Raw genomic sequence first — 11,096 nt, 5'->3', positions numbered from 1 at the left:
GGGGGGGGTGGGGGTTCAGCGCGTGCAGTGCGAAGCTGTGGGCATAACCTGCCGGGTCGGAACCGTCCCACACTTTGCCGTCAATCAGTTGGCTGCTGCGCATGTCTTGTAATGCCGCGCTCACGCCCACGGCGCTGGCAGCGTCACGGTACAACGCCAGTTGTTGCACGTTACGGGCGACGCTGAGGTAGTCCGGGTCTTCACGCAGCAACCCCCAGCGACGGAATTGGGTCATGAACCACATCCCATCGGACAGGTACGGCAGGTTGACCTCGCCGTGGCCATGAAAGCGCAGGGCATGCGGATCGTGCCAGTGATTGCCCAAGCCGTCGCTGTATTCGCCGAGTAAACGTGGCTCGATGCAGGCTACGTCTGTATTCAAGTACGCGGGGGCACTTAACAGGTGGGCGGTACTGCGCCGGTTTTCAGTGCTTTGCTCAATAAAACGGCTGGCTTCAAGCACCGCCATCACCAGTGCGCGGGCGGTATTGGGGTGTTGCTCGACGAATGCGCGGGTACAGCCCAAGACTTTTTCGGGATGGTCGGGCCACAGACTCTGCGTGGTGGCCAAGGTGAAGCCCATGTTCTGTTGAACCGCGCTGGCGGCCCACGGCTCGCCGACGCAGAAGCCGTCAATGCGACCTGCCTGCAAATGCGTGATCATTTGTTGCGGCGGCACGACGACGCTGTCGACATCTTGCAGCGGGTGAATGCCTTGGCTGGCGAGCCAGTAATACAACCACATGGCGTGTGTGCCGGTGGGAAACGTCTGAGCAAACTTAAGTTTTGAATGACTTTGGTGCACGCGCTGATGCAGCGCCTCAGGATGGGTCACGCCCAACGCTTGCAACCCGTGGGAAAGGTTCAGGCTTTGGCCGTTCTGATTGAGGCCCATCAGCACGGCCATGTCGGTGGCCGCAATGCCACCAATGCCCAAGTGTACGGCGTAGATCAAACCGTACAGGCTGTGGGCGGCATCGAGCTGGCCGCTGACCAAGTTGTCGCGCAGACTGGCCCACGACGATTGGCGCTTGAGATTAAGGGTTAGGCCAAAGGGTTGCGCGAAGCCTTGTGTGGCGGCGACCACCACCGACGCACAGTCGCTGAGCGCCATAAAGCCGAGATTTATTTCGGTCTTTTCTGGGGCATCGCTGCCGTTAACCCAGGCCAAGGGGCCTGCGCAAAGTTCGTTCATGGGGCATGCACCTTCGGGTAAACGTACTCCAAGGGTGCAAGGCATATGCCATGACTGCGCATAAGTTGCTCTGGCGATTTACTCGCTCATGTTGGCTGGTACCGAACGGGCCGAACAATACCGACTGGGCATTTCGCCTAAGACTTTGCGAAACACACTGCTGAAAGCGCTTGGACTGCTGTAGCCCAAGTCGGTCGCGACTCGGGTGATGGACTCGCCGTTACCCAAGCGCACCACCGCTGCCAGTAGGCAGGCTTGTTGGCGCCACTCGACAAAGCTGATGCCCGTCTGTTGCCGAAACAGCCGGGTGAAGGTGCGGCGGCTCATGCCCACTTGCCGAGCCATGTCATCAATGGCGATACCCAGCGACGGCTGTGCCAGCAAGTGGCGGCAAGCGAGGGCGAGTCTGGGTTCGTTGGGCAGAGGGGCATTGAGGAACAGGGGCAGCATGGCGGCGATCTCGTGAAGCAACAAACGCATCAGCAGCCCCTCGCGTTGCGCTTCGTCGTACCGCTCAGGAATGTCGATGGCCTGTAGCAGCAGGTGATGAAGCAGTGGTGAAACGCTGAAGACCTGACAGTGCGTAGGCAAACCCAGTTGCTCTGCCGCGGGGGTGGCGATGTAGGTGTTTAGCATGGTCACAGGCCCGGCCATGCGCATTTCGTGCGCCATCTGAGCGGGGACCCAAATCGCCCTTTGCGGCGGCACGACCCAGTTGCCTTGGGGAGTGAACACGGTAATCACTCCGCAGGCGGCGTAAGCAAATTGCCCGCGTGCATGGGTGTGCAGGGCGAAGTGTTGCCCGTCTGGATAGTCGTTGGCCGTGACCACTGCATCGCGGGGCGTGTGTTCGTAGGTCGCTAGTTTATTTTCGCGCATGGCCCGAATTTAATGAAAATTGACCTAAGAGTGCAAGCGGGCCATCGCGCTTGTTGCGCATAGTGGCGACCCGTTGGTGCACACAGCCACCAGCGCTGCCTGATGGACGTTCTGAAAATGCACAAAAAACACCTGTTTCTGGCCATTGCCGTGACCGCCATGTGGGGGTTCAACTTCCCCATTACCAAGCTGGGTTTGGCGGCCATCGACCCGCTGTTGCTCACCGCGTTGCGATTTACGCTTGCGGCGCTGCCGTGGGTGTTTTTTATCAAGCGCCCGTCCATTGCTCTCAAATGGCTGGCGGCGTATGGGTTGATATTCGGCGTTGCGATGTGGGCGCTGATCAACCTTGGGATAGAGATGGGGGTCGCCCCCGGAACCGCCGCGTTGTTGATTCAGTTCAGTGCGTTTTTCACCTTGGGCTGGGGCGTGCTGCTGTTTGGCGAGCGACTGAGTTAGCTGGAGTGTTGGCAATATCATCATCAAGCAGTCCAAGGTCCGAGAGGTGTTTGCGTTTGTGGTTTGGGCGAGCTTGTTCCCGCCGTTACCGCTGCTGGCGCTGACGTGGCTGGCCCACGGCAACGCACCGTTTGTCAGCGTCGTTTCGCATCTTGAGTGGGTGGCGGTGTTCTCTTTGTTGTTCCAAGTCTACGTCGCGACGCATTTCTGTTATTGGGGCTGGAATGTATTACTGAGGGAGTACCCGGTTTCTAAAGTCGCCCCGTTGTCATTACTGATTCCGGTGTTCGGCGTTTTAGGCTCGATGCTGATGCTGGGGCACCGAGTGGGATTAAGCGAAGGGTTTTCGATGGGCCTAATTTTGTTGGCGCTGGGGGTGGGGATGCTCAAGTGGCCGCGGATTGGGCTGGCCAGATGACGACACAAAAAAGCAGAGGCAGCGCAGCGTATGACACACCCCGTAGGAGCTGCCGCAGGCTGCGATCTTTTGATCTGGCTTTTAAAGCCAGATCGTGAGCATCACGAAGAAAGAACCCTAGCGCCCTGCGGTACAGACGCGTTGTGTTTGAACGATTGCTGCCAGTCCAGTTGTGCACGAACCACCGCGACAGCGTCCAGAACCTGATGAGCCCAATTGTCATCTTGTGGGCGGACAACCACGACGCGGAAACCATGATCATGGCCTTCCAGTTTTACGCCTTCGGAATCGTCCACATGCAAGTCGATGTCGAAGGCAGAGGGCAACTTCGAAGGCGCGTTTACCAGCCCACGAGCAGCCAGCGCCTGGCTATGGCTAACACTGTTAACCACACCGTCAACGCGGATGCCATACAGCATTAACCAGCGCTTGATGTAAGACGGTGTGCGCCCGGACGAGGTGTAAACCCACACACTGCAACCCTGGCGGCGTAACTCGCGGGTCAGGGCGCGGGTTCCGAAGCGCAGCGGTTCACCCAACCAACGATGCACACAGGCCGGTAAACGGCTTGGCTCGACATCGCTGTGATCGAGCTGGCAAGCCAGCGTGTCATCAATATCAAACGAAATACGAATCGGCGTACGCTTTTGCAGCGACAGCGGGAGGCTCGACTGGAGCGCCTGTTTTACCCGGCTCAGTAGGGTTTGGCCGGTAGCGGATGTCGTGTCCATATTCATCAGTGTTTACCTTGATGGGCGGCCAAGGGCTTGTCTTTAAGAAAAAACTTCATGGGCGCAGGCGACTGTTCTTCCAGAAAAGCTGCGTATTTTTTCTTGATCTTGGGCAGTTCGTACAAAGCCTTAACACCATGCTTGGCAGAGTTGCGTATCACCGATGACGGGTTGAAATAACCCTCGGCATTTTCAAGTGTCAGCACGAACGGCGGTAAGCCTTCACGCATCAGCAAATAGCTGACGATCAGCGAACCGCTGCGGTGGTTGCCTTCAATGAACAATTGCGGCTTGCTGAGAACGCGGACGTAGACACCGGCCGCACGCTTCCAGACTGACTCGTTGCGGTGCGCGCAATACCAGTTGAACAAGTCTTTGATGCCGCCTTCAACGTTGTTGAAAAAGTGCTCTTCGGTCGCCAACAGGTGCTGTGCGTATTCTTGGCGCCGCGCAGGCTCTTGCCCGCAGAGGACGGTCGCATTGATTTCCAACATCAGGTTCAGTTGCTGAAGATCGAACAGGTCAACGCCCCGCGCGACATAGTCGTCAATCAGTGCATAGCCCTCAAGCACATTGCCTAGCACTTCGTCAGTCAGAGGATCACGCGGCTCGGTAAAGTCTTGGCTGAGCTCGGTAAAGCGCCCCTGTACTTTACGCAGAGCGTGTTCGATGGCTGGCAAATCAAGACGACGTGTAACAGACATGGGTATTCCTGAAAGACGGTAAACAACACGTTGAAACAACTCAATGCCCGCTCTGTAGGCGCGGGCATTGGGGCATCAGCTGAACTTACCGGTGATGTAGTCGCCGGTCATTTGTTCACGCGGGTTGTCGAAAATCTGGGTGGTCGGGCCCATCTCGACGAGGTAGCCGGTGCGCGTGCCTTGAGAGATGTCCACCGAGAAAAACGCCGTGGTATCGGCAACACGAATCGCTTGCTGCATGTTGTGAGTCACCAGGGCGATGGTGTAGTCCTTCTTCAACTCGACCATCAACTCCTCAACACGACGCGTCGCAATCGGGTCTAGTGCTGAGCACGGCTCATCCAGCAGCAGCACTTCTGGCTCGGTCGCAATGGCGCGGGCAATGCACAGGCGCTGTTGTTGACCACCGGACAAGGACAGGCCGCTGACCTTGAGTTTGTCTTTAACTTCATCCCACAGCGCGGCGCCTTGCAGGGCGTGTTTGACGCGATCGCCAATGTCGCCTTTGTAGCGATTGAGGCGCAGGCCGAAAGCGACGTTGTCAAAGATGCTCATCGAGAACGGGTTGGGCTGTTGGAACACCATGCCGATGTAGCGGCGTACCACCACCGGGTCAACACCTTTGCCATAGACGTCCTGCCCGAGAAAGTGCACATGGCCTTCAAAGCGGAAACCTTTGACCAGATCGTTCATGCGGTTGAGGCTGCGCAGCACGGTACTTTTGCCACAGCCAGACGGGCCGATGAAACCGGTGATCTTGTTTTTTTCGATCGGCACATGGCTGTCACGCACGGCCATGAAGTTGCCGTAGAAAATCTTGTCCAGTTTGCAGTCCATGACCACCGGCGCCTGGGTAACAAACGGAGCGGCGATGTGTGCAGTTGATACGTTCACGATACAGATGCTCCCTGTCTCAATACTTGGGCTTGCCGAAAATACGGCTGACGATATTTACGAGCAGTACGATCATGACCAGCACCAATGAGGCCGCCCATGCGAGTTCGAGTTGGTTGTCAAAGGGCATGCCGGAAAAGTTGTAAATCAGCACGGCAAGCGAGGCTGTTGGATTCATCACCGCCAGGCTGCCGTCGTGGTAAATCCAGTAGTTACTGAACAGTGCGGTAAACAGCAGTGGAGCGGTTTCGCCCGCGGCCCGTGCGACGGCGAGCATTACGCCGGTCAAAATGGCGGGCAAACCGGTAGGCAAGACGATTTTCCAGATGACCTGCGAGCGAGTGCAGCCCATGCCGTAAGCGGCGTCTTTCATGATTTTGGGCACCATCTTCATCGACTCTTCAGCCGTCAACACGACGATGGGCAGCATCAACACCGCCAGCGCCACACCACCTGCCGGTGCTGAGTAGGTCCCGGTGGTCATCACCACCAAGGCGTAGGCAAATACACCGGCCAGAATCGACGGCAGACCGGTCAGCATCTTCGCGGCAAAGCGCGAGGCGTTGGCCAGTTTGCTGTCCGGCCCCAGCTCAGCCAAGAACACAGCAGCCAGAATGCCAACCGGCACCGCGATGGCCGCCGCGATGCCGACCATCACAAACGTACCGGCCAGTGCGTTACCGAAACCGCCACCTGTCTCAAAACCCGTGGGTGGCAACTCGGTGAACACTTCAAGGCTCAGGCGAGCGCCGCCGCGTGTGATCAGCATGTAGAGCACGGAAATCAGCGGCACACTGGCCACTACCGCGCCAACCCAGACCAGCGTGGTCAATATCAAGCTGCGCAGCGAGCGACCTTCGAGTCGACGTTGCAAACTCGGCAAAGCGGTGGTGGGGGATGTGAGGTTTGTCATTGTTTATGACCCCGTTGGGCGTACAGCATCATCATGGAACCGAGGACGTTGACCAGCAGTGTGATGAACATCAGCACCAAGGCTGCGTACATCAGTACTTCGATTTCATTGGGGCCCGCTTCAGGGAAGTTCAGGGCCAACAGCGCGGCCAATGTATTGGCCGGGGCAAACAGCGACAGTGAGATGTTGTTGGCATTGCCCACCAACATCGCCAGCGCCATGGTTTCACCCAGCGCACGGCCCAAGCCCAAGACTAGGGAGCCGAAAATACCGGTGGCCGCAGAGGGCACCATCACTTTGAGAATCGCTTCCCAGTGGGTCGTGCCCATGCCGTAAGCGGCTTGTTTGGTTTTCATCGGGACGGCGGTCAGAGCGTCCTGAGAAACGGCAGCAATGGTGGGCAGAATCATGATCGCCAGTACCAGTGCAGCAGGAAGAAGTCCCGGCCCGCTTAACGAGGTGCCGAAAAAAGGGATCCAGCTCAGTTCGCTGTTCAGCCATGTTGTCACGGGGCGAATCGCCGGGATCACCACGTAAATCCCCCACAGGCCGTACACCACACTTGGGATGGCAGCGAGCAGTTCAACGATGGTGCGAAACACGGCGGCCAGTTTGGCTGGCAGGAAGTCTTGAGTGAGGAAAATCGCCATGCTGACGCCGAAAACACCGGCGATCAACAGCGCGATAAAGGCGCTGTACAGCGTGCCCCAAATAGCAGGCAGAATGCCGTATTTGCCTTGGTTAACGTCCCAAACAGTGCCGAACAGCACGTCAAAACCGTGCTTTTCCATGCCTGGAAGGGCTTTGCGTCCCACCTCAAATACCAAGGCGAAGACCAACGCCAAAATCAAAACCACCCCAATTCGCGCAAGGGCACGGAAGGTGCGGTCAACCAGAAAATCCTTCGTAGAAGGTGGTTGGCAGGCAGAATCCGGATTTACCGGTACGACAAAGGGTGTGTTCATTGGCTAGTTCCGGAACAAGGGGACATTCCCTCGGTAGGGCGACTAAGCGCGCCTACCGGGGGAGATCTCACGAGCGTTACTGGATGTTGGCAGACGCTTTGCGAACCTGGTCGACAACCGAAGGTGGCAGCGGGATGTAGCCCATCGAGTCGGAGATTTTCTGACCTTCAGTCAGGCCATACTCGACCATTTCACGCATGGCTTTGGCCTTGGCCGGGTTTTCGTTGTGCTTGCGGAAGATCATCCAAGTGTAAGTGGTGATCGGGTAGGATTTAGCGCCATCCGGATCCGGCAGCCAAGCCACCAGGTCTTCTGGCATCTTCACCGCAGCCAAGGCTTCGGCGCCGCTTTCGGCGTTAGGCACCACATACTCGCCTGCTTTGTTTTGCAGTTGAGCGAAGTCAACTTTGGCCAGTTTGGCAAAGCCGTATTCGATGTAGCCAATCGAACCTGGGGTCTGACGAACAGTGGCGGTTACGCCATCGTTTTTCGGCGATTTGATGAACTTGTCGCTGGCAGGCCAGTTAACGGTGTTGCCTTCACCCAGTTCCTTTTTGAACTCAGGGTTGATGGCTGCCAAGTGCTTGGTGAACACTGCGGTGGTGCCGCTGGAGTCAGCGCGTACCACAACAGTGATTGGCAGATCAGGCAGTTTCAGGCCCGGGTTGGCGGCGGCAATCTGTGGGTCGTTCCACTTAGTGATCTTGCCCAAGAAGATGTTGGAGTACACATCGCGTGACAGCTTCAACTCTTTAGGGTTGCCCGGCAGGTTGAACGCCAAGACGATTTCACCGGCGGTCATCGGCAGCAATTGCACGCCTTCGGCAACCTTGGCCATGTCTTCTTTGCTCATCGCTGAGTCGCTGGCTGCGAAATCAACGGTCTTGTTCAAGAAGTCCTGTACACCCGCACCGCTGCCCTTGGACTGATAATCCACAGTGACGCCAGGGGTTTTCTTGCTGAAATCTTTAAACCAGGTCAGGTAAATCGGAGCCGGGAAACTGGCGCCGGAACCTGTCAGACGTACACTTTCAGCAGCGAAAGCCGCTGACGTAGCGCAAAGAGAAACGGCAACAGCGAGCGCAGCAGACTTCATTAAGCTTTTCATCAAAGAAATTCCGTGTGAGATCGGGCCCGAGAACTTTGCAACAATCGTGTGACATTTTTATGAACGTGGAATTTTCTTACAGAGATTCAGCGGCCTGCGCATGCCTCGACCGAGGTCCGTCGCACAGTAAAGCGAGTGTTTAAGGTCTTTTACGATGCTTTCGATGAGGTTTGAAAATGACTGATTTGTTCGAGGCTAAGGCGCTTTAAGCGTGCAGCAGGAGGGGGCTAACAAAGGGGATTATCTGGGTTCTGACATTTGTTAACGGTTTGGCAAGGGTTTTTAAGGGGAGGTTGGAGCCCGAGGGGTGGACTGTTAGCTACTACGGTACGTATCAATAAGCCAATAGCCCATGTGTGCTAATTGATCCCACTGCGTTGAGTGATAAATTCAGACACTGTGTTTATTGCCATGGACGTGTGTATGTTCACCCAACTCGTAAAAGTCTTAATAGTGGTCGCGATTGTTCCCGTTATAGTGCTTCTCAATGGCTGTCGTGTCATTGCTCAGGAGCGATGGATGGGCAGGTCTGATCAAGAAGCGCTGAACTTGTTTGGTCGACCGTCTGCGGTCATGAAGAAGACTGGAGCAAACGGAGAGGAACTGGTTGTTTTAACTTGGCATAAGTCTTCCAGTTGGACGAGTACAGAAGCCGCCGGCACCTCTATGACGCATACGGGCAATGGAATGGTCTATACCGAGTACTACAATACTGTCGGTAATAGTTCTGACTGCACGCTTGAAGCAACCCTCAATAAGGCCGGCAAAATTGTAGACTTCAAAATTGATAATGGGCGGATTGTGAGCAACAAGTGCAAGAATATTCCCTATGTGCCGGGTTATATTCCGCCGGGGTTTTAGTAAACGTCAGCCTGAACGCTTAATTCTGTAATTAACCGGTGCTTAGGTTTAAATGCCTAGACCTGGTTATTAGCCCATTCCCGAATACTTAACCGCTGCCGCTGCCCGTGAAGAGACGTTCAAAGCGCGCAAGAGTGCTGATACGTGAATGCGCACTGTAAAGGGCGATATGTGCAGCTCTTTGGCTATTTCTTTGTTGGTTTTGCCTTGCGCAATCAAGCTCAATACGTCTTGCTGGCGCGGCGTGAGGAGGTTGGTTTGGAGCGGTAGCAGGCCCGAGGGCGAAAACTTAACCAGCACATCGCCCTCTCTGATGGCGAGCAACGCCTTGCCGATTTCGTCGGGCGCAATGTTTTTGCCGATAAAACCGTCAATACCTAATGCCATAAGTTGCTCAATCAACAAGGGCTCATCGACCATTGACACGACGATCAGCGTGGTCCGTTTCAATTGCTGTTTCAGCTCCCTCAGGACGCTTAGACAGGTTAGGCCGGGAAAGCGCAGGTCGAGAATAAGTGTGTCTATTTCTTCGCCTGTTTGTATAAGCGCCTTTACCGCCTCATAGTCGCCAGCTTCTTCCACGGTCGCTTCGGGTAGCAGCCGCTGCACGGTGCGCACCATACCCTCGCGGAACATTGGATGATCGTCAGCAATGATGATTCTGCATGGCATATCGTGTTCCACCTTTTATAGGGAGGGCTTTAGGTCCGCGCCCGATCATGTCTTCAAGGATGCTTTGTATGACATTCGAGAAAAATACCGAACTCGACCAAGCCAACTTGCGAATCATTGTGACAATTTGCGCCATTGGTTATATCAGCGTACTGGGCTTTCTGCCTGGGCACGCAGTGGGCACTTACCTGCCCGTTATCCTGTATTACGTTGTGTTCCTATTGGTGTCGATTGGCTTGCGGCACGTTATTTCTCGCTGGCCTGGGCATTACCCGACACGTCGAGTCTTGGGCATGATTCACGATTACACCGGGACATCATTCGGCTTGGTCGTCGGCGCAGAAGCCGCATTGCCACTTTATGCGGTGATGGTGTGGATCAACCTGGGCAACGGTATGCGCTATGGTTCGCGCTACCTTGCCATCGCAACGGTTCTGGCGTTGCTGGCGTTGATGGTTGTCTATTGGCTGACGCCTGCGTGGCAGGCTCAACCGTTCATGGTGCTGATGCTGATGATCACCAGCACGGTGATTCCCGTGTATGCCCACCTGTTACTGGAACGGACTCGTAAAGCGTCTGAACAAGCGGTTGCCGCCAACTTAGAAAAATCGCGTTTCTTGGCCCAAGCCAGCCATGACTTGCGCCAGCCGATCCACTCGATAGGCCTGTTCACCGCATGCCTGCGCGAAGCCCGGCTGGGGGATCAAGAGCAACGGTTAGTGGACAATATCGACCGTTCACTGCTCAACGTATCGCAACTCTTTCGCTCGATCCTCGACCTCTACACGTTGGATAACGGCCGCGTATTGCCCAACTACCAGATCTTGCATTTGGGGGACTTTCTGGCCGATTCAGTGCTGCAAAATGCCGAGGCTGCGCGCTGGGCGGGTGTTGAGTTGCGCCTGCGGCCTTGCGCTCAGTGGGTTCGGGTCGACCCTGTGCTACTCGCAACGATGGTTCAAAATGTACTGTCCAATTGTTTCAAATACGGTGCCCAGCGGCCGGTATTAATCGGTGTGCGGCAATGCGGTGACGGTCTTGCGATTGAGGTTCACGATCAGGGCCGAGGTATTGATAAAGAACACCTGCTAAAGGTATTCGAAGAGTTCTACCGTGTCCGTCATCAGCGCGATAAGGACGTTGAAGGGGTTGGCCTAGGCCTTTCCATCGTCAAGCGTCTGGGGCTGCTGATGGACCTTAACGTCACTATCCGCTCGCGGTTAGGTCATGGAAAGACAGTGCGCTTATACCGCGTTGCTCGGGCTCTACAGCCTAATACCCCTACCCTTCAGCACGA

General features: G+C 55.8%; 11 protein-coding genes and 1 pseudogene. 3 read left to right on the top strand and 9 right to left on the bottom strand.

Going from position 1 to position 11,096, the window contains the following annotated elements:
* Together AQS70_RS03820 and AQS70_RS03815 are read right to left on the bottom strand one after the other, a co-directional pair.
* On the bottom strand, positions 1-1,195 hold a 1,195-nt coding region (locus AQS70_RS03820), incomplete at its 3' end, for a CmpA/NrtA family ABC transporter substrate-binding protein (protein ID WP_055101596.1).
* Positions 1,196-1,273: 78 nt separating this feature from the next.
* Positions 1,274-2,074, bottom strand: coding sequence for an AraC family transcriptional regulator (locus AQS70_RS03815; protein ID WP_055101595.1), 801 nt, complete (start codon positions 2,072-2,074; stop codon positions 1,274-1,276).
* A gap of 117 nt (positions 2,075-2,191) precedes the next feature.
* Here AQS70_RS03815 and AQS70_RS03810 point away from each other — a divergent pair.
* A pseudogene (locus tag AQS70_RS03810) lies at positions 2,192-2,951 on the top strand (EamA family transporter).
* 101 nt (positions 2,952-3,052) lie between these two features.
* Here AQS70_RS03810 and AQS70_RS03805 read toward each other — a convergent pair.
* From AQS70_RS03805 to pstS, 6 genes are all read right to left on the bottom strand, one after another.
* Positions 3,053-3,688: a hypothetical protein gene (locus tag AQS70_RS03805; protein WP_055101594.1), complete on the bottom strand. Its 636-nt coding sequence runs from the start codon at positions 3,686-3,688 to the stop codon at positions 3,053-3,055.
* Positions 3,688-4,386: a hypothetical protein gene (locus AQS70_RS03800; RefSeq protein ID WP_055101593.1), complete on the bottom strand. Its 699-nt coding sequence runs from the start codon at positions 4,384-4,386 to the stop codon at positions 3,688-3,690. The genes AQS70_RS03805 and AQS70_RS03800 overlap by 1 nt, the downstream gene beginning before the upstream one ends.
* A gap of 75 nt (positions 4,387-4,461) precedes the next feature.
* Positions 4,462-5,223, bottom strand: a complete 762-nt coding sequence (gene pstB, locus AQS70_RS03795; RefSeq protein ID WP_241492797.1) for a phosphate ABC transporter ATP-binding protein PstB — start codon at positions 5,221-5,223, stop codon at positions 4,462-4,464.
* 76 nt (positions 5,224-5,299) lie between these two features.
* Positions 5,300-6,193: a phosphate ABC transporter permease PstA gene (pstA, locus tag AQS70_RS03790; protein ID WP_055101591.1), complete on the bottom strand. Its 894-nt coding sequence runs from the start codon at positions 6,191-6,193 to the stop codon at positions 5,300-5,302.
* On the bottom strand, positions 6,190-7,158 hold the full coding sequence (pstC, locus tag AQS70_RS03785; RefSeq protein ID WP_055101590.1) for a phosphate ABC transporter permease subunit PstC: 969 nt from the start codon (positions 7,156-7,158) through the stop codon (positions 6,190-6,192). Before pstC ends, pstA begins: the two co-directional genes overlap by 4 nt.
* Before the next feature lie 76 nt (positions 7,159-7,234).
* A complete protein-coding gene (gene pstS / locus AQS70_RS03780; RefSeq protein WP_055101589.1) occupies positions 7,235-8,266 on the bottom strand; it encodes a phosphate ABC transporter substrate-binding protein PstS in 1,032 nt (343 codons plus the stop codon).
* Positions 8,267-8,689: 423 nt separating this feature from the next.
* On the opposite strand from pstS, the gene AQS70_RS03775 reads away from it, so the two are divergent.
* Entirely contained in the window at positions 8,690-9,127 is a 438-nt protein-coding gene (locus tag AQS70_RS03775; RefSeq protein WP_055101588.1) for a hypothetical protein, read from the top strand.
* A gap of 69 nt (positions 9,128-9,196) precedes the next feature.
* Here AQS70_RS03775 and AQS70_RS03770 read toward each other — a convergent pair whose 3' ends face one another.
* Entirely contained in the window at positions 9,197-9,799 is a 603-nt protein-coding gene (locus tag AQS70_RS03770) for a LuxR C-terminal-related transcriptional regulator (protein WP_055101587.1), read from the bottom strand.
* 68 nt (positions 9,800-9,867) lie between these two features.
* Between AQS70_RS03770 and AQS70_RS03765 the strand changes: the two genes are divergently transcribed.
* Positions 9,868-11,096, top strand: a 1,229-nt coding sequence (locus AQS70_RS03765; protein ID WP_055101586.1) for a sensor histidine kinase, incomplete at its 3' end; no start/stop codon positions are given.

This window comes from Pseudomonas endophytica (assembly GCF_001411475.1).
Taxonomy (GTDB): Bacteria; Pseudomonadota; Gammaproteobacteria; order Pseudomonadales; family Pseudomonadaceae; genus Aquipseudomonas; species Aquipseudomonas endophytica.
The sequence above is the reverse complement of the archived record's forward strand: the minus strand, read 5'-3'. Positions and strand labels throughout refer to the sequence as shown.

What these genes read in the sequence shown, in the direction of transcription:
- AQS70_RS03815 (WP_055101595.1), bottom strand. Translation starts at nt 2,074, where the DNA reads ATGCGCGAAAATAAACTAGCGACCTACGAACACACGCCCCGCGATGCA.
- AQS70_RS03805 (WP_055101594.1), bottom strand. Translation starts at nt 3,688, where the DNA reads ATGAATATGGACACGACATCCGCTACCGGCCAAACCCTACTGAGCCGG.
- AQS70_RS03800 (WP_055101593.1), bottom strand. Translation starts at nt 4,386, where the DNA reads ATGTCTGTTACACGTCGTCTTGATTTGCCAGCCATCGAACACGCTCTG.
- pstB (WP_241492797.1), bottom strand. Translation starts at nt 5,223, where the DNA reads ATGGACTGCAAACTGGACAAGATTTTCTACGGCAACTTCATGGCCGTG.
- pstA (WP_055101591.1), bottom strand. Translation starts at nt 6,193, where the DNA reads ATGACAAACCTCACATCCCCCACCACCGCTTTGCCGAGTTTGCAACGT.
- pstC (WP_055101590.1), bottom strand. Translation starts at nt 7,158, where the DNA reads ATGAACACACCCTTTGTCGTACCGGTAAATCCGGATTCTGCCTGCCAA.
- pstS (WP_055101589.1), bottom strand. Translation starts at nt 8,266, where the DNA reads ATGAAAAGCTTAATGAAGTCTGCTGCGCTCGCTGTTGCCGTTTCTCTT.
- AQS70_RS03775 (WP_055101588.1), top strand. Translation starts at nt 8,690, where the DNA reads ATGTTCACCCAACTCGTAAAAGTCTTAATAGTGGTCGCGATTGTTCCC.
- AQS70_RS03770 (WP_055101587.1), bottom strand. Translation starts at nt 9,799, where the DNA reads ATGCCATGCAGAATCATCATTGCTGACGATCATCCAATGTTCCGCGAG.